Source organism: Pseudoalteromonas sp. ABE4_541, assembly GCF_056312285.1.
This window is the reverse complement of sequence record NZ_JBSVEM010000016.1, coordinates 53,324-74,024: the sequence shown is the minus strand read 5'-3', so window position 1 is coordinate 74,024 and position 20,701 is coordinate 53,324. Positions and strand designations below refer to the sequence as shown.

Genomic DNA, 20,701 nt, shown 5'->3' with positions numbered 1-20,701 from the left:
TATGTCGCTGATGATCACGGTCGAGCAGATCAAAAAACACGAAGGGTACAAACAGTACCCTTATTATTGTACGGGAGGGAAATTAACCATAGGGTATGGACGTAACTTAGATGACAATGGAGTGGATGAAGAAGAGGCTGAGCAACTATTGGCTAAGGATGTTCAAGAAGCCAAAGCGGGCGTAAAACGTCGCATTGATGTAAGTAAGTGCAATGAAGCACGCCTTGCAGTGTTAGTTAATATGGCATTCAATTTGGGCTTAAGTGGCTTAATGGGCTTTAAGAAGATGCTCCACCATGTTGAGTTGGGTAATTACGAGCAAGCCGCACTGGAGATGCTCAATAGTCGCTGGGCCAATCAAGTTCCTAATCGTGCCAATGAGCTTGCTAAGCAAATGCTAACGGGAGATTGGCAGTGATGGGACTACTGAGCAAAATATTTAGCACAACGACCCAAGATCCAATTCAAACAGTGGGCAATATTCTGGACGAACTTTTCACGAGCGAAGAAGAGGTACTCAAACAAAACTTGCTCAAAGCGCGTTTAGTGGCCAAGTCAGCGCAAGTGCAGGCGCAAATAAACGCCATGAGTGCATCACATCGCAGTGTGTTTGTTGCCGGTGCAAGACCATTTCTACTTTGGGTATGTGGCTTTGGGTTTTTATTTTCTTTTGTCATAAATCCAATTTTACAATGGTTATGGCCAGAAATAGGTGCCCCAAAGCTACCATTAGAGGTGATGCTTGAACTGACGCTTGGCATGTTAGGCCTAGCGGGATTGAGAACAGTAGAGAAAATTAACGGAGTTGCTAAGTGAGTCAACCAGAACATTGGCAAATGAAGAAGGAGCTCAATTTAGCCCACATTATTACTACGGTCACATTGTTAGTATCGGGAATACTTTATTTAAGCGACTTGGATAAACGGATCACCACCAATACCCAAGAGCTGAGCCATCTAAAGCAGATCCGCAATGAAGACCAAAAACGTATTGAAAAACGATTAGATTCAATCGACAAGAAACTTGATACCTTGCTTGGCAGTAATCCTCGCAGCAACTAAGTACAAGTTTTCAATCCACCACTAAACACATTTTAAGCACCATTTCGCGTGCAGCCATTCTGAGCAAACCAAGCTGAATAATGATCAGCTATGTCCTAAGGAGTTACCTGTGAACAATGCAATTGAGCTATCACGCTTGGCCAAGCCAGATGTGATTGAAGACTTAAATTACGAAATGATATATCAGCAAATGTACGATGCATTGCTTGAAGCACAGCCCGATTACACCCCATTGGTGTCAGATCCAGCTATAAAGTTGCTGGAAATCGCGGCAATGCGAGAGCTTTTGCTCCGTCAGCGAATCAATGATGCAGCGCGTTCAGTGATGGTTGCGTATGCAAAAGATAATGATCTTGATCATCTTGGTGTACTCTTCGGAGTCGAACGAGCGGCGGGCGAAAGCGATGAGCGCTATCGCGCGCGCATACCTTTATCGCTTGAAAGCCATAGCATGGCAGGTACCATGGGCGCATACGAATACCATACCATGGCCGCATCCCCAGATGTAAGAGATGTGTATGTGTATTCCAGCAAACCAGGCTTTGTTGATGTAAAAGTATTGCCAGAGCAAAATGCACAGGCAGACCCACTGATTGAACAAGTACGCACCTATTTAAATGACGACGATATTCGACCGTTGACTGACTATGTGCAGGTGCACAAAGTTGAACCGAAAAAATACCAAATTAAAGCCCAAGTGCACTTGCATGAAATTGCTGATGAAACGCTGGTGAAAGAACAGATAAATAGCGCTCTTGCAGCCTTTGTTCGTGAGCATTATCGACTTGGTCAAGAAGTGCCGCATTCGGGCATTATTGATACCTTGCACCAAGCGGGTGTGAGAAAGGTGAAATTAAGCTCACCAGTAGATGATGTAATTTGCGAACAGGACGAAGCCGCTGTGGCAGATGTGATCGATATTGCGTACTTTTAGGAGCAGCCAATGAAAGATGAAAAAGCAACATTTGTTTCCTTGTTACCACCTAATGGCAGTTCATTTGAGCAAGCTCTGGAAAAAGCATCTACCTTTGAACCGAGCAAGTCGATACCTGATTATGTAGCAAAACACTGGGACCCTAGCACTTGCCCAGAGACGCTGCTACCTTGGTTAGCTTGGAGCCTATCGGTGGATGAATGGGATGAAGCATGGCCTGTTGATGCCAAGCGAGCTTTGATCCAAAACTCCGTGGCGATCCACAAACACAAGGGCACGGTAGGATCGGTAAAACAAGCGCTTAAATCGCTGGGCGTGGTAATGGAGTTTTTCGAGTGGTTTGAAGATGTGGATGACACCTCATTGGTGCCAGTGCACAGTAAAGAACCCAATACTTTTACCTTTATTACTTGGGCCAATGAGCAGGTATATACCAGCGAGCAAGTATCGCTTTCAAAGGAGATGTACGAAGCAATTGAGCGTGTCACGACGTATACCAAACCACAGCGTGCACATTTTAAATTTTTAGTTGGCGCTAAACTGGATTTAGGTATCAAGGTGGCAACCACCACCAGTGGTTTGCAGGTTGGTCGCATAAATTACGACACGATTCCCGTCAAAGCGGCACCGAGTGAAATTACCGCAGGGTTGACGACAGCAAGCTTAGGTCGTTATGCCGTCAACCGACAAAGAGGCGCAACCAAAGCCGTTGAAGCGAGGCTACAAGACAGCCTAGCGCTCGGTGTGCATTTAAATAATCAACGCCATACGGTTGGGCGCTTTTACATGGAAAGTGACCAGAAGCTGCCCGCAGGATGTTATTACTTGCAATCGGAGTTTGCACTCGGCGGCCACATCAGTAATCGCCGCTACAGCGTCGGGCGCTTTTACCTCAACACAGAAATCGATAATTCAGATCATAGCTAAGTCAACGGAACTGGCAGCCCTAATGGGAAGAGCTTTTAACCTATTTGATTCAGTGCGCGAAACAAACGTTTGGCACACTGACATCTAGCCAAGTAGTTATCTTGGGCAAACACGTCAGTTGGTTCTTGCATACACACAGCCTAGCGGCACACAAACAGAGGTGTAATTTACCACGCTTAATGCCAATAACTGCTTAAATTCTATAGAAATAAGGAGTGTGTGCAGTGAGCACAATTTTACGGCCAACCATCACCACCGCCGGATTAGAAGCGGTATTTAATTCAGACAAAAATGGCTTTCAAGCCAAAATTAACAAAATCGGCTTAGGTACGGGCAACTATACGCCTGATCAAAGTCGCAGTGCGTTACAAGCGGAAGTGCATCGAATTTCCGTTGCCAGCGGTGAAGACAAAGGCAACGCGCAAATTCACATGAGTGTGATTGACGACACGGACAACAACTTTTGGGTCAACGAAGTTGGCTTTTATTTAGAAGACGGCACTTTGTTTGCGGTTTACTCAAACCCCGATAAACCCATTGCTTACAAGTCAGCAGAAGTGGACTTACTGTTAGCGTTTGATCTGGTGCTAACAGGTGTACCGGCAGACTCAATCACGGTGATCGATCAGGGCGTTAACCTCAACATTTTAATTGCCCCAGAGCTTGCCAAACTAGGTGCTGCGCAAATCGGCAATATGGCACGTCATCTAAAACAAAAGTTTGCGTTGATGGACGCGGGTGTACTTTAAATAATTTTGTATCAATAAGTGAGAGGAAGGATAACGATGCAGGAATTACAACAAATGGCAATCAATACACAAAATGAGCAAGCGGATGAGAATACTCAGGCACTGGGAACACAATGTGTGCCTTTAGCTTCGAAAGCTGCGTTTGAACAAGCTAAACAGATCCAAAAAAGAGCTCAGTGTAATGCGGCTAGAAGTCATGCATATCAAGTGGAGTCCGACGGACTTGCATTTAAATATTTGGCCATGCAAGCGCAATTTGGTGACAGTCATGAACGAACCATTGGCGCAAAAAAACAATGGCTGGATGCACGTACTGCAATTCAGGCACGATACTACGATGACTCACTTTAGATACAAAAAAATGAATAAACAAGGCCGCATTTGAGCGGTTTTTTATTTTTAAAAAACAAAAGGAAATATCATGGCATTAGAGCAAGATATAGGTCGGTTGATAGAATCAACGGATAAATTGACCGAAACAGTGGATGGCAAAATCCAAGATATCACGACAACATTAAACCAAAAATCTCAAGAGGTAGACAATCGGCTGACAGCCAAAGAGCAGGCGGTGGATGCAAAAATCGCGAGCTTTCAAAAAGCGTTGCCGCTTGCACCAAATAACCTGTCCGATACTAAGTATTTCGCGCAAATAAATGCGAGTCATGAGGATGGCGTAGCAGTAGATGTAATGCAATCGCATGCCGCCCCGTGGAGCTGTTTTTATTATCAAGGAACTGAGGGTACAGCAACCGTTACAAAGTTAACTAACAAGATGTTGGCTGACTATGGTCTGACGCCGAATAGCGAATTTCATCGTGCGATTGGGGTGTATCGTTCAGAAGCGGAGCCTTTTTATGGCAGTGATTTTAAAGTACTGCTATTTGATGTCGAGTTGACCAAAGGTATGACGACGGATGAAAACTTAGGCTTGCTTTTCGTACTTAATCAAGGTTGCCCTTCGTTTACAGGCTGGAACAAAGGTGAGTTTTTAACCCAAGCAAATTGCTGGATTAACGTTATAGAACAATCAGGTAGCTTGGAGTTTTATCCATCTTCAAATCGTTCAGCAACAATTAGAGTTAATGCTGATGATAAGGGAAAAGGTTGGCAATATAAACGTAATACTCGCCAAGGTTGGGGCGGGTGTCACCAACCAATTTTTAGAGGTCTTGGGAAAATGAAAGTTGCCGTTGCCTTACCATACGTTGGCACGGGTGATCACGGAAGCAATATGATTTGGGCTGATAGTGTGGGTCATGCCTATTCACACACAGCACCAGCAATTGGCGAAGGAGTATAATCATGGCTGTTTTAAAACAAATTTCTACACAAAGAATTTTCGCTGGTGGTATTAAAGATGCGGCGCATGCCGCGCACATCGCAAAGCAAGCAGAAGTCGCATCTGAGGATTACGAGCTAATCTTTGACGAACAAGAGGTGCAAACACTTAGACGCGCCCAATATAGCAAAGAAAGTGATTATCTTTTCTTTGATTATATGGCTGCAGTGACTGAGTTTGGTGAATCTTCAGAGCAGGCCACAGCCGCAAAAGACGCATGGCTAACACAAAGAAACGCCATCAAAGCGACTTACGCGAAACCTGAATAACCTTTTTTAAACCAAATAAACCCGCTTACTAGCCCAATATTCCCCTTTAAGTGTTATCAGATTCTGAAACAAGTTCAGAATGACGAATGTGTGAGATACATCTTCTTTAGTCATCCTGACGAAGGTCAGGATCTTATACGCGATTGGAGTTGTGCTATTAGCGGGTTTTTTATTTTAACCCTGCCAATTTTGCAGTATGGCAACCATTAGTTGGAGAAAAACAATGGCTTTAGAACAAGATATTGCCAAATTAATCGAGGCCTCAAATGACCTCACAACCATTGTAGATAACAAAATCACCGATATTGATGCCAAGGTGGCACAGTCCAAAGTCAAAGTGGATGGCTACATTGAGCAAGTAAATAACTATATCAATTCAGCCCGAGACAAACAGTCTCACTTTCGATTAACAAAAAACCAAGCATTGATCGCAAACGATGAAGGCACCTTTCCAAAATATTGGAGCGGTGGTTACGTAAAAAGCGCAAAAGTCGTTGAAACGGTCACTACAGGCGTGGAGCCAGAGCAGCGTTCAGCATTGGCACGTGAGTTTTTGCAAGCAATAAACTCTGATCGTAAGTATTTTGCCAATAGCTTTAAAATTTGGGAGTTGGAGTACTACCCGAATAGACGCGGAGAGAATACCAACTTATATGCCTACTTGATGTATCAGTATTTCAGAGCGCCTACGCACATGACCATTGCAGGAGTAGTCAAGCATATAAAAGGCGTTGTGCCGGATAACTGGTGGTGTCATGGCTTGAAAGCGGGGGAACCAGCAAAGCTTTGTGGTCATACATATGGAGTTGGCACTTTGCGTAATGGTTATTCTCATTGTCACCCGTATGTGCGAGGAGAGGGCAAACCAGAAACCGAAACCGGCATTATCCAAGTCGCATTGCCTGCGGTTGTAACGGGTGATGTAGATCTGTCAAAAGGACAATGGGGCCAGTTCCCATATCTTGGCGACGCTGACCAAAATGCATATGACTAAGGAGAGTAACCATGGCTAAATTAATCGTAAATAATCAACAAGTAGATCTGTTTTATAATCCAAACACTCCAGAGCATGTGACTGCGCAGCTGGTGTTAGAACAATTTGGTGAAGCAGCCACCTTTGAAGTGCAACTAACAGAAGCTGAACAGGATGCACAAACCCGCATTGCTTCTCGCCAATTAATCAATCAACAGGTTGCTGATAACGCCTCACTGCTTGGCACCACCTCCGACACCACGCATATTCTGCTTAATGAGCTAAGTGGCTTTATTAATAAACTAAGTGTTGCTAATAGCTTGGCAGAAATGCGCGCGTCAACCGAATCGCTTAAAGCCGCCATTGGTGGCATTGAGCAACAAGTGACTGAGGGCAGTTTACAGTTCCCATACCAAGTAAAAGGCCAAGCGCAAGTGATGGGTGAAATCAGCCAACGCGCAAATGGTGTAAGCCACGTGCTTAAGGGCGAATAAAGTGCCTTTTAGCAGACAACGCTGAACGTTTAAGTGTTATGAGATCCTCAAAAAACTTCGCCGAGACTAAAAGCGTGCAGATATACGCGCTTTTGTCATCCTGACGAAGGTCAGGATCTCTTAAACGTAAGGCACTACCTGTTACACATAATTTGAAGGAGCGCCACAAGATAGGGATGTCTATCTCACTTTATCCGCACTCCTTCCAATTGTCATTCTATCAACTTTGAGTATTTCATGAGCTTAACCAACTTTAGTGCCATCGATTTAAATCAACTTCCTGCGCCCAAGATCATTGAGTCTTTAAGTTTTGATGAGATCAAAACAGCGATTATGGCTGATTTTGCTGATCGTTACCCCAATGCTCAACTCAGTTATGAAAGTGATCCCGTGGTCAAACTCATCGAGACTTTTGCCTATAGGGAATTACTAGTTCGCCAACGTATCAATGAAGGGGCTGAGTCTGTGCTGCTTGCCAAAGCAACGGCAGAGGAACTGGACTTTTTGGGTCAACGTTTTGGTGTGACGCGCGCACATGTTACAGCAGATGAGCAAGGCTCAGAGCATGGTGCGGGCGCGCTTGAAAGTGACGAGCGCTTTAGAAAACGTATCAAGCTCGCTTTGGAAGGATTTAGCACCGCAGGGCCTGAAGGTGCATATGCTTTTCATTGTTTTAAAGCGTCACCTCATATTCAAGATGTGTATATCGAAGCGCCAGAATTTATTATGCAACAGCCCCCCGGGGCACTCTCTGAGCATATGCCACCGAACACCATGCTATTAACTAACACTTACAATGCGGGGCTAGAAAACCCCATGCCTGGTGATGTCGCAATTACTCTGCTCAGTGACGAAGGCGATGGTACGCCCTCAAATGCGGTGCTGGAGCAAGTCTATCAGGCGCTGAATCAAGACAATGTTCGACCCTTAACAGACAGGGTCAACTTGCTTAAGCCAAACGTAAAACGCTTTGAGATCAAAGCAAAGTTGCATTTGTATTCGGGTATGGAGCGCGAAGAAGTCCACGCATCCATTCTGACTAGTTGTAAACAGTTCCTTAAGCAGCACCGTAAATTTAACCATGATATTTCACTGTCTGGGTTGTATGCGGTATTGCACGGTGCTGGTGTACAACGGGTTGAATTATCAAGTCCTACATCGGATATTTTTGTGGCACAAAACGAAGTGGCCTTTTGTGAGAATATCGCGCTGTCAGTTGGAGCGTAGAGTAATGTCAATAAACCAAGACTATGATCCGCTCTTGCCCACCAACAGCAATGCTTTTGAACATGGGATCTCGCAAGCCAGCGCCCGAATTGAAAAGGTGCCCGTCGAGATAAAACATCTGTGGAACCCATGGCGTTGCCCCGAGCATTTTTTACCTTGGTTGGCGGATGGTTTAAGTGTAGATGCATGGGACAGTCATTGGCCTGAACATATACAACGCCAAGTTATTGCAGACAGTGTGCCAAGCCACAGAATTAAAGGTACATTTGGTGCGCTAAAACAGTCTCTCAGCGCGCTTGATGCGAAATTAGAGTTGCAAGAGTGGTGGCAAACAGGGAGGGCGCCCCACACGGCAACCATTGTGGCCTTAGCCACCCATAACCTAGATGAAAATGGTGATACTTTTATCACCCCAAAGCTGCAAGCCCAACTTTGGCGTGCAGTGGCGGCAAACAAGCCAGCCCGTACGCAAATAGATTTTCACATTGGCAATATTGTGCAAAACCAGCTGTATTTTTCACCAGTGAGCACGGCCACACAAATTACCCAAGCTGCGCTTGAACAAAATGCCGACGGGCAATTTGAGCAGAACAACCTTTATGTGAGTGCCAGAAATAACCACATTCAACTTGCAACCCAACAGCTTAGCCAAAATGTCGAGCCGATTTTAGAGCCTGTAACGGTTTATGCGAACAGTGCGGGTAATCAACTGCACATTGCACACAGCAATTTAAAGCAAAATCAAGATATTCAATTCGATATGTCTGACTTGTATGTCGATACGGTGTCAGGCAGTACCACATTTCAAATATTAACAATGGAAATAACATGAGTTCTTACCAACCTATCATTACACAGGCGGGCTTGAATGCCGCTGTGAATGCCAAAGAAAAGGGGTTGAGCGTACACCTAAGCCACATAGCTGTGGGTGACAAAGGCTACACGCCTACCAGAGCGCAAACCCAGTTACAAAATGAACGCGACCGTGTGCCAACAGGCGAAGGGGTAGACTACAAAAACGGCCAATTTCGTGTCTCGGGTAAATTTACCAGTGACACCAGTTACAGCGTGAGAGAAGTCGGCTTTTATCTATCCGACGGTACACTATTTGCCGTTTGGTCACACCCTGAAAACGTGCTGTTTTACCTTACGCCTATGGCCACCGTGGTGCAGGGGTTCGATCTATTACTCAGCGCAGCGCCCCATGATGCCATTACGGTGACGCATGATGGCGACTTACGCCTGTATTACGACGATGTGTTTTTACATATGACCCAAGTACAAACCGACATGCTTGCCTCGCAGCTAGAAACCAACCTGACCACCGTTAAACTTTATCAAGAACTTGCTCAAAAAGGAGTGCTGTAATGAGCACAATCGAACAACAAATTCAAAAACTCAACACCACCAATGCTGACCTTGCCAATAAAAGTAACGCACTAACCCAAGCGGTACAAAGTCAAGTGACGCGTATTGAAAAGTCGGTAGTGGATGCCAAAAATGAGATGTCATCGGCAACTACCACCACACTAAACAAAGTAAAAAACGATGCGGCGGCCGTCAACAACACCATTAAATCACGTATGGAAGAGGCCATTAAGCCTTGGATGCACGCGATGACTAAAGTGCAGTTTGATGCATTGCGTAAACAGCGAAAACAGCAGTATGCGGGGAGCGGGTTTGTTGAGTGGGGGAAACACCTGGCATCTTCATTATCGATTAACGAAGGACTGTGGGAACGTTTGACTGAAACAAATACCTTGCGCTTAGGTGCTGGCTATCAAGCTTCAGGGCTATCAAAAACATTTGAATCATTAGTGTCGGTAGATGGGGTTTTGCAGTATATTTCTCAAGTTGTGAACAAAGATTATGGGTTTAACAATATCCTGTTCCCGCCAGCCCCTGATGGCACCAAAACCTATGATTCAGCCACCGACACAGTGACGCAACACAGCGATGCACAAGCGGCTTTTTCATCAGAAACAGCGACCAACAAAGTCATCATCACACGAAAAGACTTGGTATTTTTAGAGTCGTGGCATGAAGATATCAGCGAAAAAGACATCGTTTACCCGCTGGGTAATGTGCAATATGGTGCAAGCGACTATGAAGGCATTGCACTCGTTAATAATTTGGTGGCACAAGGCTACTGCGCGTTTGGTGAATGGGACCAAAACACCAAAGGCTATGGTGTTAAATGGTCGGCACTAACAGATGCACAAAAAGCGATATTTTTAAGCGAGCCAGAGCACAATATTTATTACGATGCTCAAACTAACAAGCTTGTACAAGTACGCTATCGAGTGCGTGTAGTTGAAGGGTTAGGTGATGATTGGCAATCTTATGAAGGAGCAAATAAAGGCTCCAACTTATTTGTGACCGATAGCACGTCTGGAAAGCACGTTATTGCTCGAGGATCTAAATCAAATAATTTTCCGGACTATAATACAACTAGCTCAAATATTAATTTATCATTCAGAACTTATGACCCTCAATATGGATTGAGCGTTGTGGGAGCTGGCGAAACTTATTGGAGAGATAGAGGCATAACTTTAGGCAAGTGCTTCGCTACCCCTATCGCTCTTGTTCAACGCCTAAACCAAGGTGCTTATCACCCTGTTTATAACCCAATGGGCACGGCGCAATTTACTCAAACGGGGGTTGCTAATTTTCATTGGAATACGTTGCCAAGCAATTATTATCCGAGTAAAGCCGGGTGCTTTGAATTACCAACGCCATCGAGTATAGGTCGTCACCCTTACCATTGTACTGTCGCATCTGGACAAACAGGCCGACCGGGTCGCTATAAATATCACGATGCAATTTATGCAGGCCTAGTGGAAGATTTGCGCTTAAACGCTAATAAACTTGATGTAAACCAACTACGTGAAGAAACCATGCGTAAAGCGGTAGCAGGCACACTTCGCGGAAAAGAAAGTACGATATTTACCACTGTGGAAGCAAAAAAGCTGGAAATTGCGACTGTATATGCAGGTAAGTACTACGTAAACTTGTCTGGAACTGTCGATACACAAAATGGTTATGAAATTGAACCTCACAATAGGCCATTTAGTTACTTATACAACATTACTCGAGGCAATATACTTTACCCAACATATGTTGAATCCAACGGCAATATTTATACCTCTGATATGCCGGGTATATTACCAGAAAACAGATTTCAGAATGTCGGTTCAACCACTTTACTAGACTGGCAGGTTGGAGATGATATTTATCTAATAAATGGCGAGCAAATGACGAGCAAATTCGATTCTCTGCCTTGGGTAGATATCATCGGCACACCACAAAACATTGCTGCTACTTTCCCTAATGGAGTGGTAGGGCAGTGGATACCACAAATTCCAGATGGCGAGAAAAACTATGAACTAAATAGAAAAGCGACAACAAGTAATGGTTTAGACATGGCCATTGCTTTTACGAACGATAATGGTGAATCAGGGTGGGAAGTCAGAAATGGCATCGACTGGAATTTCAATCTAATTGCAAGCTCCTTAAACACCAACATTGCTCAAACGACAGTTGCACTAATTAGTTATGAGTCAGCAAGCGTGTTCACTCATGCTCAATCGAGTGAGCGTGTATTAGGTGATTTAGGCAGTGTATATGCGACTCAAGCATATAGGGAAGAGTATGGAAATAAACTGCAGTTCAGCCTTACACAGAGTATAGGGAAAAGAATGGACAGTGCGCTTTTTCAAGAGTTTTTACCCTTAAGTAAGCACACATATTATAGTCCACATCAGACACTGAGCTGGTCTGCAAGAGTAGGTGACGAACCACTGCACCCTGCAATCTCCCTTGATGCGCCAAATGATAATTCTCCAGCAGTAAAAACACTTTATAGCATTACGCAAAGTAATGGTTTGCTCTACATGCAATTTCATGGTGCTGAAATGGTTTATACAAAGCCTAATTTGTCAAATATGACTGTCATTACTGCAGGTCAAGTAGCATCAGTAGAAAAAGGTAAAACCTATATTCTAAAAGGATTTGATAATGCGAGTGTCAATCGAGCTATGGTTGCAATGGCAACGAGCTCAAACTTTACTTGGGCCGCCACTGCTTTTGATGGTTACACGGTGTTAGATACGGGTGGGATAATCACAAATGAAGGTGACGCATATAGTCTACTGAGATTGTATTCGGGTGGTTGGGGAGACGACCAAACCATTCCGCTGGTCAATGGTGAAGATGTCAAAACCGACCTAAACGGCAACACGGTTAAAGTGTTCTGCCATCACACGCAATTCCCCATTGGCATTGCTCACAATAATTAATTGCGATTGTTGAGCGAACAAACAAAGCGTCAATAATCGCCTTAGCAAAAGGCTAACACATTGCGGTAAGCAACCTTGCTTGCCGCAGTTATTTACTCTCTTCTTGCTATTTTCATCATCTAATCTACCCACGAACAACCTTGTTAACTTTGAGCGTAATATGAGCTTAACTAATTTTAGTGCCATTGATTTTAAACAACTTCCCACCCCGGAGCTGATTGAGCCCTTGAGTTTTGAGGCCATCAAAACAGCCATGCTTGATGACTTTAAAACGCGTTATCCGGCCTTTGAGTTAGATATGCCAAGCGACCCGGTCATTAAACTCATAGAGTCTTTTGCCTATCGAGAACTGCTGTTGCGCCAGCGTGTTAACGAGGCTGCTGAAAAAGTGCTGTTGGCAAAAGCCAGTGATAAAGAGCTGGATCATCTCGGTATGCGGTTTGGCGTAACCCGTGAACCAAGTGAAGACAACGAACGTTTTCGTTTACGCATTCAATTAGCGCTTGAGGGGTTTAGTACCGCAGGGCCTGCTGGTGCCTACGTGTTTCATGCCTTTAAAGCTTCTCAGCGGGTTAAAGATGTGCATGTGGATGCCCCCCAATTTGAGCACCAAAGCGTACCCGCTGAACTTCAAGACCATGTGCCCGATAGCGCATTTTTGTTAAACACAACAAAATATGCTGGGCTTAAAAAGCCAAGGCCCGGCGATGTGGTTGTGACCATTTTAACCGACGAAGGAAACGGTAAGGCTAATCCACACATACTCAATGATGTGGCAAAGCGGCTTGAGCTAGACGACATTCGGCCATTGACCGATATCGTGCATGTCAAGTCGGCCAGTATCAAAGAGTTTGAGCTACACGCTGAGCTTACCCTGTATTCTGGGCCTGAAGAACAAGCGGTGCTTGCTCAAGTAGAGCAGGTATGCCGAGAGTGGCTCAACACGCAACATAAACTGGGTCGCGATATTCCGCTTTCAAGCTTGTATGCAGTGTTAAATGTGGCTGGGGTGCACAAAATTGAAGTAACCAGCCCCACCAGCGACATTGTTGTTGCAGCCAACGAAGCGCCGCATTGCACCTTGCTTAATGTCACCGTGGGTGGCCGTTATGTCGAATAACTTATTGCCTGTAAACCGCTCCCTGCTAGAGCAGGCTATTTCGCAAAGCGCTGCACGTATTGAGCAAACACCCATCAATAATGCCTGGTTGTGGGACCCAGATAATTGCCCCGAGCACTTTTTAGCTTGGTACGCCCACAGTGTGAGCGTAGATATTTGGGATAACCACTGGGATGAGCAAACCAAACGCAAAGTAGCCAAAGACAGTGTGCCCATGCACCGTGTTAAAGGCACAAAAAAATCCCTTGAAACAGCCATTGATTTACTGGGTGTTAAAGCAGAGGTGATAGAAGACTGGCAAACGGACGGTATATCTCACAGCGCAAAAATTGTTGCCAACACGCAAGACAATACCAACGATGGCAGCTCTAAGCTTACCCCTAAACTGCAAGCGCAATTATGGCGCGCAATTGAGATCACCAAGCCGCTGCGGGTGCAAATGCAACTGCAAATTAAAAGTGCGCATAAAGCGGAGGCGCAACTAGGCTCAACGGGGTGTAGCACGCAACTGCAACGCGATACCTGGACACAAGTGCCGCATTATGCTTTTACGCCCACATCAATGACAGCGGTATCAACCCATAGAGCCGATGTGGTAACACGGCAAAACTTCAGTGCCACGCCCGATACACAACTAGGTCAGCCGGTCCAATTACAAGCCGCGCAATTAAGCTATTTCATCAACAACACAACAATGGTATGTCAATGAGTCACAACTATACCCCAATGATCACCCAAGCCGGGCTAAATGCGGCAGTCACAGCCAAAGGCAGCAATGTCAGCATTGAACTGTCGCATATCGCGGTGGGAACAGAAGGTTATCAACCACAGCGCACGCAAGTGGCGTTAAAAAAAGAAGTCAACCGAGTCTCTATCGCGGGTGGCAAAAACCTCGGTAATGGCCAACTACATATAACTGGCAAGTTTACTGCGACCACTGAGTACCCAGTAAAAGAGGTGGGCTTTTATTTATCAGACGGTACCTTGTTTGCCGTTTGGTCACATCCAACCGATGTGCTGTTTTATCAAACCCCGCTGGCACAGGTGATCCAAAGCTTTGACTTGGTACTCAGCGCCACCCCAGTCGACAGCATAAACGTCAACAGCAGTGGCGATTTAAACCTGTTTTTAGGCGAAGAGCTATTGGCCATCACCTTGGCGCAAACCAAAATTGCCAGCGCGCAGATAGCTGCCAATTACAGGCAACTTGAATTTAACGAACGACTTTTATCCTTAGGAGTTTAAACACAATGTCAACAATGGAACAACGCTTAGTTGCTTTGCAAGAAACCAATGCCGACTTGGTTGAAAAGAGCGAAGCGCTAATTGGTAAAGTCACCAGCCAATTGGGGCTTATTCAAAGCAAGGTAGGTGAAGCTGAGCAGCAAATGCAGCAATATGCACAAAATCTGCTAGAACACCGTGTAATGAGTGGCAATATTTTAATGGACCCGTGGCTAATGAATACCACAGCCACCAATGTAAATGGCGTACAAAAACGAGTCCCTGCCACGCCGCCTTTTTTGCCCAGAGGTGACGTCACCATGGAGGTGGTATCACAAGATACTTATGCCTTTGGTACGCGTTACGCCCACACATCTGTAAAAGAACAACAACTATCGCAGCCCGAGAGCTATACTGACGACCCTTGGTTGGCAAGTGAGCAGAGGCCGATTTTTGCCCATTTAACAGATAAGCACATTATGACAAATGGGGGCTTGTCGGGTGATTGGAATGGTTTTAAAAAACAGGGTTATATTAGTAAGTTTAAAATTCCGAGACTATCAGAGAGTACTACTAATCACGCCCTTATTGGGTTAAATGTCGGCCGTAATCGGGCTTTTGCTGGCAACTTGTTTTTATTTCGTGCATGGGTATATGTTAAATCGGGCACTTTGGTCTTTGGCGATCACCGTGGTTATAACCGAGCTACCACCAGTTCACATGTGTGGCATGCCGCTGATTTTGAAAAACAAAGTGATAATGTTAAACATCCCTATCAGTTGATAGAATTTGTCATTAAACCGTACGGATATTGTGCTAATGGTTTAGCTCAACAAAACTTTGCCAGTGGCGACAACAACACCGACCTTGAATGCTACATCGCATCGCCACAACTGTTTGCTCTTGACCACCCTGACGATAATAAAAAACCCATGACCGGCGAAACATTTGGAGGCCAGTATGCTTAAAATTGCCCAACACGAAGTGTATGACATTAACAGTTTACTTGACCCACAAACGGGAGAGCCGATGGTCGAAGGCCCTGTGGTGGGCTACGGTATTCACCAAGGTATTGATGCTGCATCGGTTGCAGAGGCACTGACGCAATACCAAAATTTACAAATTAAAGCGCAGCGCAAAGCCGCTTACATGGCAGAATCAGATCCCATCTACATGGAATATTTATACGACGAGTCAAGTGAAAAATTAGCCCAGTGGAAAGCCGCCGTGGCGGATATTAAACAGCGTCTACCGTTTGTTTAACATGCTCGCCTAGTGCCCAAATTAACGTCCTAGTTTAACCCCAAGCACAACCCCATTTTTATAGTCAAAATACGCTGCTAACAAGCCAAGCGTAGGGCTTTGTGCGTGCCCCAAAAACCATAACTAAGGTTTTATATGTCTTATACCGTTGGAAAAGTGACGATCACCCGAGGCAGTGATCGCATTTCTGGCACCTCCACAAAATTTGTGGATGCAGCCAATACCAAACAAGGTGACTTGTTTTACCATCAAGCGGGTGGCAAAGAGTCAATTTTGCAAGTCGCAGAGGTGATTGACAACAACACCCTCAAACTGCAACACCTTGATGGCAAAGCCTTCAACCCCGCAAACACCTATCCGCAGATTGCCTACGGCATTGTGCAAGACTTTGGCGATGGCCTAACCTCAGAGCTTATTCTTAAACTTAACGACCTACAAGATAAGTGGCGTGAGCGCGAGAGCGAGCTAACAGGTTGGTTTGCAAGTAACGACAACAGTTACCCCATCACCAACTTTACGGGCGAGCAAAAGCACGTTCCTACGCCAAAACGCATTGACGAATTGGCACAGGTGGCATCCACTGCCAGCGACCAGCTGGACGCATTTGCCAGCGATATTGCCCGTAATAAAGTGTCTTTATCGCAGGTATCCCCCAAGTTAGATGCCTTTGACGCACAAGCCAAAGTGATTGAGCAGGCCCATAAAGAAACGCAAACCAACAATGCGGAAATACGCCAAAAACACACGCAGGTAATGGACGCATCACGTAAGATGCAACTGCAAAGCCAGCGCGTGGCAACCGATGTGGCACAACTGCAAGACGATGTGTTTTTTGCCGATGTATCGCGCAAAGCCGCCGACTCTCAAGCGGCCATGAGCGCGTTACTGAATGAGCAAGTCGCCAACGATAGGCGTCATGCGCACATCATTCGTAAAGAAGTCGACAGCCAAGCCGCTGTTAACGCCGCGCTAACCAAGCAAACGCAACAAAACGCCATGCAGGCCAAAGCCGCGCAGCTTGATACTAAAAGCACCGCCAGCAAAGTGGCTGAGCAACACTTGCAAGTACAAGCCAATACTCAACAAGTGGCTGAAGATACACTACAGGCCGATATCGCTCGTAAAGCGGCCGATGCGCAAGCCGCCGCAGCCTCATTGGCACAAAAGCAAGCGGCCGAAGATGCACGCCACAGCCACGTGTTGCGCAAAGCGGTTGATAGCCAAGCTGCGGCAAGTGCGGTATTTGCGCAGCAGTCAAAGCAAAATGCACTAGATGCACAAAGCGCACAGCAAGCGGTTCGTGACAAGTCAGCGCTGGTGGCGATGCAGCACCAGCAAGTGCAAGCGCACGCTGAGCAAGTAGCCGAAGATGCACTACAAGCAGACATTGCCCGTAAAGACGCCGACGCTCAAGCGGCAGCCGCTTCACAGCAAGCGCTCAATGCCAAACAAGCCGCGCAAACAGCCCAGCAGGCTCAGCAAGTGAGTGAGCAGCTCAAGCAACAAAGCGCTGAGTTTAAAAACCAAACCGCAGCGTTTAACAGCAGTGCTACGCAGGCAAACACAGCAGCACAAAGCCATGCGCAAAGCGCGCAAGCGGCCAATACCCAAGCCAAAGCAGAAGCTGATCGCGCCGAGCAAGCCAGCACCGTGGCCGACGAGCAAGCAGTTAAAGCACAAGATGCGGCTAACCTTGCCACCAAAGTCACCAGTGACTTTAGCGCCGCCAGCATCCCTGAGGCGGGCAAGGTGCCAGTGGCGCTGGGTAACGACCAACTAGACGAAGGCTGGATCAACCTTGAAAACAGCATGAGTCGCTTGGCTGTGGGCATTTTGCACAACAACCTTAGCCGCTTTCAAAAAGGCCAATTGTTGGAGCAGCTCAACACGCAAATAAACAGCCTATCTACACAGCTAGCGCAGTTGCAAAGCCGAGTTGAACAAGTGGCTAACACGCCAAGTAATAGTGTAAATCGTGACTACTTTGACGGCGTGCACAACAAAGGTGCCACCCATGAGTTACCAGTGTTTAACATGGTGGAACGTGGTTGGTTGAGCGATGCCAGTTATCAAGAGGGCATGGCCGAGTTTATTCGTATGAATGGCGGCAGTGGTATTGTGGGTACACGCCAATATCAGGCCGATAAAGGTTTTGCGCCGGGCCACCGGGTAATTGATGCCAGTTACGCCGCGCTTAACGTGCACAATCACCCAAATTACAAGGCCATGGCAGGCATGGCTGAGGTATCAGCCTGTATCAACGGTTATTACTTTCGCACGCGCCATAACGACTACCGCTTAATGCACTCTGTGCCGGGCAAATATTTAGCACGCGCCCATTCAACAGCGGTACAAATCCCCGAGCAGGTAAGAAGCTTGCCAACGGGGTGTAATAGTGACGGCAGCATAAACTTTAACAACACCCAAGCGGGGTATATGCGCGATGTAAAAACCCAATCGCCGCAAGACTGCATATGGGAAATGAGCTTTTTAGAATGCTGGATCGAAACCTTTCAAGAAGAGCTGAACGACCCAACAGACAGCTTTAGGCACTCAAACGATGGCACGCGACTCAAAGCCATTTTTGATAAGGGCCGTTACTTAAATTACTCAGGCCATAAAAACCGCAGTGAAAACATACCGTACCACCCAATGCGGGTCAGCTATGTTGACGAGCAAGGGGTACCTCAGTTTGGCATGTTGCAATTTAGAATAAGCAGTATGCCGGTGGCCACGCTTGCCAAGCGAGAAGGCAACAGCCCCGCTAAAGTGATCATTGGTAACTCTGCCAGCCACTATCACAGTTTTGATGCGGGCATTAGCGCTGAGCAAATCGCGCAGCTTAAAAACGGCACGTTAAACGAGTTAGTGATCAAAAGCTCGGTAGACTATAACCACGCCCACGATATTCGTATTACTTGGCAAAATAGCCAACTGGTGGGGGAAGACTTACATACCTCGCACCAGCATCCGGTACAAATTATTTATGGTAATGCCAGCCAACTACCATACGACGAGCAAAAAGCACTGAAGGGCATTATTGACGACACCAACCGCTTTAAACTGGTGCGCGATCTTCGTAGCCGCGCTCGGGTAGGTGACAACAGTAAATTAATACGCAGCCGCATGGCGCGCTTTGAATGTGTTGATTTGGCCGAGCTGTGTGAACAATTGCCGGGCTTGGAAGGGGCAGGGTCCGTACTGGAAGAAAAATACGACCAATACGGCCTGCGCGACACCTTGCAAAACTGGGCGGGAGGCAGCCTAAATGCCGCGTACTACAACCGCCGTTATCGCTTTGTGCGCAACGATGCCTCGGGCCGTGCCGCTGCCAACCGTGGCTACAACGACCCAACGCTGTTTTGTGCCAAAACCACGCACCCCGAAGTGGTGGGCGGGTTTAGCTGGATGATCCCCATGGAGATGATCCTACGCACTCCACGCGAAGTGTGGAACCCATACAACTGCCCAAGTGCAGATTATGCGCAGTTACGCCAGCAAGAGAATAACGCAGGTGGTAAAAAGGCGGAGTCGGCATTTACTGGTATTCACGAAAGCCATTTTTACTTTGGTACGCCCAAAGCGTTACTCACAGAGCAAGTGTCAGCGTCAGATCCCGCCGACACTGCGCACACCGCATGGGTTAAAGACGAAAACGGCACCCCAAGGCTGTTGTACGGCAATGGCCTGCGTGTGCATGACTTTGACGGCCACCGCCAACGCTTTCCCGTCTACCCGCTGTATTTTGAACACAGTCACGACGCCAACCAGCAACACTGGTTACGCAACAATTTAAAAACGCTTTTAAAACAAGCGGTCAATGGCACATTGACCATCACAGATATTGACGAAATGCTATAGGAGCAACCATGGCAACGCATACCGAGCAACTCGCGAAGGTAGTTAAAACCAATACCGACCTAACCACCGCCATCACCGGCGAATTAGATAAATGGCAAGCACAGCGCAACAGCGCGAAAGACGAGCTACAAAAAGCCGTCGGGGCAGTGGTCAACAATAGAATTGATTTATATGTCGACGCCGAAAGCGGCGATGACAGCAATAGTGGCTTATCCATTGCGACGAGTTTAAAAACGTTGGATAAAGCGTTAGAGCTAGCGGCTCCTGCAAGAGATAAACGAGTTACGATTCTCTTGAAAGGCGGTCACATATATCAAATTACAAAAGTAGTGGCTATATCAGCACTGAGGTTAAACATTGCAACTTTAAATAACCCTACATATAGTCATAATTATCAAGAAATTAAAGAGCATTTTGCGCAAGTTGAAAACATTGCTTTGGTTGATGAAAGCGATGAATTTAATTCAGGTTCAAGATGTGTAACTGGCATATTGGCTTCTCCATCTGCAAATCAAACAATTTATTTCACGAGCGTCATATTAAAAACAGCGGATATACCACTAAATTGGGGTCATAGTATTTGGCAAGGACTGGTTAACCGTAACGATTTTCGTGGTCAAGCTAATGTTATAGTAACGAGGTGCTATTTAGACTTAGGTTCTCCATTGGTTAAATCTGCCAGTGGAGTTGGCTATATCAATTTTGACTCCTACCTTAACCACTTTAATTTAACGAGGTTAATAGCGTCACGAAGTGTATACAATTACGTTATCTCCAACCACGGGAAGGTGGTGAAATGCAATTTTGCTGGTGTAAACCATACTGATACTCAAGGCATAACAGGTAGCTTATCAAAATATTTGGTGCAGTGTGCTTACAATAGTACTGACCCAGGTGCCGAGCCTCGAAACGTTATCTCAAACCTCGACCTACGCCGTTCACAAACCCTAAGGAGCTAACCC

At 46.0% G+C, this 20,701-nt stretch carries 22 protein-coding genes; all 22 read left to right on the top strand.

Features of this window, described 5'->3' with window-relative positions; genetic code table 11:
* Nucleotide 1 precedes the first annotated feature (1 nt).
* The 22 genes from ACW689_RS15500 to ACW689_RS15395 all read left to right on the top strand — a co-directional run bounded on the left by ACW689_RS15500 (nucleotide 2) and on the right by ACW689_RS15395 (nucleotide 20,698).
* Complete coding sequence (locus ACW689_RS15500) at nucleotides 2–418, top strand: glycoside hydrolase family protein (protein WP_476292859.1); 417 nt, start codon at nucleotides 2–4, stop codon at nucleotides 416–418.
* On the top strand, nucleotides 418–816 hold the full coding sequence (locus ACW689_RS15495) for a 3TM-type holin (protein ID WP_476292905.1): 399 nt from the start codon (nucleotides 418–420) through the stop codon (nucleotides 814–816). The genes ACW689_RS15500 and ACW689_RS15495 overlap by 1 nt, the downstream gene beginning before the upstream one ends.
* Entirely contained in the window at nucleotides 813–1,061 is a 249-nt protein-coding gene (locus ACW689_RS15490; protein WP_476292858.1) for a hypothetical protein, read from the top strand. The genes ACW689_RS15495 and ACW689_RS15490 overlap by 4 nt, the downstream gene beginning before the upstream one ends.
* Before the next feature lie 109 nt (nucleotides 1,062–1,170).
* Nucleotides 1,171–1,995, top strand: coding sequence for a baseplate assembly protein (locus tag ACW689_RS15485; RefSeq protein ID WP_476292857.1), 825 nt, complete (start codon nucleotides 1,171–1,173; stop codon nucleotides 1,993–1,995).
* Between the two features lie 9 nt (nucleotides 1,996–2,004).
* Nucleotides 2,005–2,922 carry a phage tail protein I gene (locus ACW689_RS15480; RefSeq protein ID WP_476292856.1) on the top strand — a complete coding sequence of 306 codons (918 nt, stop codon included), beginning with the start codon at nucleotides 2,005–2,007 and terminating at the stop codon, nucleotides 2,920–2,922.
* A 224-nt stretch (nucleotides 2,923–3,146) separates the two neighbouring features.
* A complete protein-coding gene (locus tag ACW689_RS15475; protein WP_476292855.1) occupies nucleotides 3,147–3,671 on the top strand; it encodes a phage tail-collar fiber domain-containing protein in 525 nt (174 codons plus the stop codon).
* Between the two features lie 36 nt (nucleotides 3,672–3,707).
* A complete protein-coding gene (locus ACW689_RS15470; RefSeq protein WP_476292854.1) occupies nucleotides 3,708–4,022 on the top strand; it encodes a hypothetical protein in 315 nt (104 codons plus the stop codon).
* 70 nt (nucleotides 4,023–4,092) lie between these two features.
* Nucleotides 4,093–4,971: a hypothetical protein gene (locus ACW689_RS15465; RefSeq protein ID WP_476292853.1), complete on the top strand. Its 879-nt coding sequence runs from the start codon at nucleotides 4,093–4,095 to the stop codon at nucleotides 4,969–4,971.
* A gap of 2 nt (nucleotides 4,972–4,973) precedes the next feature.
* Entirely contained in the window at nucleotides 4,974–5,279 is a 306-nt protein-coding gene (locus ACW689_RS15460) for a hypothetical protein (protein ID WP_476292852.1), read from the top strand.
* Nucleotides 5,280–5,502: 223 nt separating this feature from the next.
* Nucleotides 5,503–6,273 (top strand): hypothetical protein, encoded by a 771-nt coding sequence (locus ACW689_RS15455; RefSeq protein WP_476292851.1) that lies wholly within the window; start codon nucleotides 5,503–5,505, stop codon nucleotides 6,271–6,273.
* A gap of 11 nt (nucleotides 6,274–6,284) precedes the next feature.
* Entirely contained in the window at nucleotides 6,285–6,746 is a 462-nt protein-coding gene (locus tag ACW689_RS15450; RefSeq protein ID WP_476292850.1) for a hypothetical protein, read from the top strand.
* Nucleotides 6,747–6,983: 237 nt separating this feature from the next.
* Complete coding sequence (locus tag ACW689_RS15445) at nucleotides 6,984–7,973, top strand: baseplate assembly protein (protein ID WP_476292849.1); 990 nt, start codon at nucleotides 6,984–6,986, stop codon at nucleotides 7,971–7,973.
* 4 nt (nucleotides 7,974–7,977) lie between these two features.
* Nucleotides 7,978–8,805: a phage tail protein I gene (locus ACW689_RS15440; RefSeq protein ID WP_476292848.1), complete on the top strand. Its 828-nt coding sequence runs from the start codon at nucleotides 7,978–7,980 to the stop codon at nucleotides 8,803–8,805.
* A complete protein-coding gene (locus ACW689_RS15435) occupies nucleotides 8,802–9,341 on the top strand; it encodes a phage tail-collar fiber domain-containing protein (protein WP_476292847.1) in 540 nt (179 codons plus the stop codon). The genes ACW689_RS15440 and ACW689_RS15435 overlap by 4 nt, the downstream gene beginning before the upstream one ends.
* Complete coding sequence (locus ACW689_RS15430) at nucleotides 9,341–12,271, top strand: hypothetical protein (RefSeq protein ID WP_476292846.1); 2,931 nt, start codon at nucleotides 9,341–9,343, stop codon at nucleotides 12,269–12,271. Before ACW689_RS15435 ends, ACW689_RS15430 begins: the two co-directional genes overlap by 1 nt.
* A gap of 160 nt (nucleotides 12,272–12,431) precedes the next feature.
* On the top strand, nucleotides 12,432–13,391 hold the full coding sequence (locus ACW689_RS15425; RefSeq protein ID WP_476292845.1) for a baseplate assembly protein: 960 nt from the start codon (nucleotides 12,432–12,434) through the stop codon (nucleotides 13,389–13,391).
* Nucleotides 13,381–14,100 carry a phage tail protein I gene (locus ACW689_RS15420; RefSeq protein ID WP_476292844.1) on the top strand — a complete coding sequence of 240 codons (720 nt, stop codon included), beginning with the start codon at nucleotides 13,381–13,383 and terminating at the stop codon, nucleotides 14,098–14,100. The genes ACW689_RS15425 and ACW689_RS15420 overlap by 11 nt, the downstream gene beginning before the upstream one ends.
* Nucleotides 14,097–14,636 (top strand): phage tail-collar fiber domain-containing protein, encoded by a 540-nt coding sequence (locus tag ACW689_RS15415; RefSeq protein WP_476292843.1) that lies wholly within the window; start codon nucleotides 14,097–14,099, stop codon nucleotides 14,634–14,636. Before ACW689_RS15420 ends, ACW689_RS15415 begins: the two co-directional genes overlap by 4 nt.
* A gap of 5 nt (nucleotides 14,637–14,641) precedes the next feature.
* The gene (locus ACW689_RS15410; protein WP_476292842.1) at nucleotides 14,642–15,583 is read left to right on the top strand and encodes a hypothetical protein; all 942 of its coding nucleotides are present in this window, start codon (nucleotides 14,642–14,644) and stop codon (nucleotides 15,581–15,583) included.
* Nucleotides 15,576–15,878 carry a hypothetical protein gene (locus tag ACW689_RS15405; protein ID WP_476292841.1) on the top strand — a complete coding sequence of 101 codons (303 nt, stop codon included), beginning with the start codon at nucleotides 15,576–15,578 and terminating at the stop codon, nucleotides 15,876–15,878. Before ACW689_RS15410 ends, ACW689_RS15405 begins: the two co-directional genes overlap by 8 nt.
* A 135-nt stretch (nucleotides 15,879–16,013) precedes the next feature.
* The gene (locus ACW689_RS15400; RefSeq protein ID WP_476292840.1) at nucleotides 16,014–19,739 is read left to right on the top strand and encodes a coiled-coil domain-containing protein; all 3,726 of its coding nucleotides are present in this window, start codon (nucleotides 16,014–16,016) and stop codon (nucleotides 19,737–19,739) included.
* 8 nt (nucleotides 19,740–19,747) lie between these two features.
* Nucleotides 19,748–20,698 carry a hypothetical protein gene (locus tag ACW689_RS15395; protein ID WP_476292839.1) on the top strand — a complete coding sequence of 317 codons (951 nt, stop codon included), beginning with the start codon at nucleotides 19,748–19,750 and terminating at the stop codon, nucleotides 20,696–20,698.
* The last annotated feature ends 3 nt before the right edge of the window (nucleotides 20,699–20,701 follow it).

Bases quoted from the DNA above. Each gene is read 5' to 3' on its own strand.
- ACW689_RS15440 (WP_476292848.1), top strand. From the start codon at position 7,978: ATGTCAATAAACCAAGACTATGATCCGCTCTTGCCCACCAACAGCAAT.
- ACW689_RS15435 (WP_476292847.1), top strand. From the start codon at position 8,802: ATGAGTTCTTACCAACCTATCATTACACAGGCGGGCTTGAATGCCGCT.
- ACW689_RS15450 (WP_476292850.1), top strand. From the start codon at position 6,285: ATGGCTAAATTAATCGTAAATAATCAACAAGTAGATCTGTTTTATAAT.
- ACW689_RS15415 (WP_476292843.1), top strand. From the start codon at position 14,097: ATGAGTCACAACTATACCCCAATGATCACCCAAGCCGGGCTAAATGCG.
- ACW689_RS15470 (WP_476292854.1), top strand. From the start codon at position 3,708: ATGCAGGAATTACAACAAATGGCAATCAATACACAAAATGAGCAAGCG.
- ACW689_RS15500 (WP_476292859.1), top strand. From the start codon at position 2: ATGTCGCTGATGATCACGGTCGAGCAGATCAAAAAACACGAAGGGTAC.
- ACW689_RS15495 (WP_476292905.1), top strand. From the start codon at position 418: ATGGGACTACTGAGCAAAATATTTAGCACAACGACCCAAGATCCAATT.
- ACW689_RS15465 (WP_476292853.1), top strand. From the start codon at position 4,093: ATGGCATTAGAGCAAGATATAGGTCGGTTGATAGAATCAACGGATAAA.
- ACW689_RS15410 (WP_476292842.1), top strand. From the start codon at position 14,642: ATGTCAACAATGGAACAACGCTTAGTTGCTTTGCAAGAAACCAATGCC.
- ACW689_RS15445 (WP_476292849.1), top strand. From the start codon at position 6,984: ATGAGCTTAACCAACTTTAGTGCCATCGATTTAAATCAACTTCCTGCG.
- ACW689_RS15455 (WP_476292851.1), top strand. From the start codon at position 5,503: ATGGCTTTAGAACAAGATATTGCCAAATTAATCGAGGCCTCAAATGAC.
- ACW689_RS15425 (WP_476292845.1), top strand. From the start codon at position 12,432: ATGAGCTTAACTAATTTTAGTGCCATTGATTTTAAACAACTTCCCACC.
- ACW689_RS15420 (WP_476292844.1), top strand. From the start codon at position 13,381: ATGTCGAATAACTTATTGCCTGTAAACCGCTCCCTGCTAGAGCAGGCT.
- ACW689_RS15405 (WP_476292841.1), top strand. From the start codon at position 15,576: ATGCTTAAAATTGCCCAACACGAAGTGTATGACATTAACAGTTTACTT.
- ACW689_RS15400 (WP_476292840.1), top strand. From the start codon at position 16,014: ATGTCTTATACCGTTGGAAAAGTGACGATCACCCGAGGCAGTGATCGC.
- ACW689_RS15395 (WP_476292839.1), top strand. From the start codon at position 19,748: ATGGCAACGCATACCGAGCAACTCGCGAAGGTAGTTAAAACCAATACC.
- ACW689_RS15430 (WP_476292846.1), top strand. From the start codon at position 9,341: ATGAGCACAATCGAACAACAAATTCAAAAACTCAACACCACCAATGCT.
- ACW689_RS15480 (WP_476292856.1), top strand. From the start codon at position 2,005: ATGAAAGATGAAAAAGCAACATTTGTTTCCTTGTTACCACCTAATGGC.
- ACW689_RS15460 (WP_476292852.1), top strand. From the start codon at position 4,974: ATGGCTGTTTTAAAACAAATTTCTACACAAAGAATTTTCGCTGGTGGT.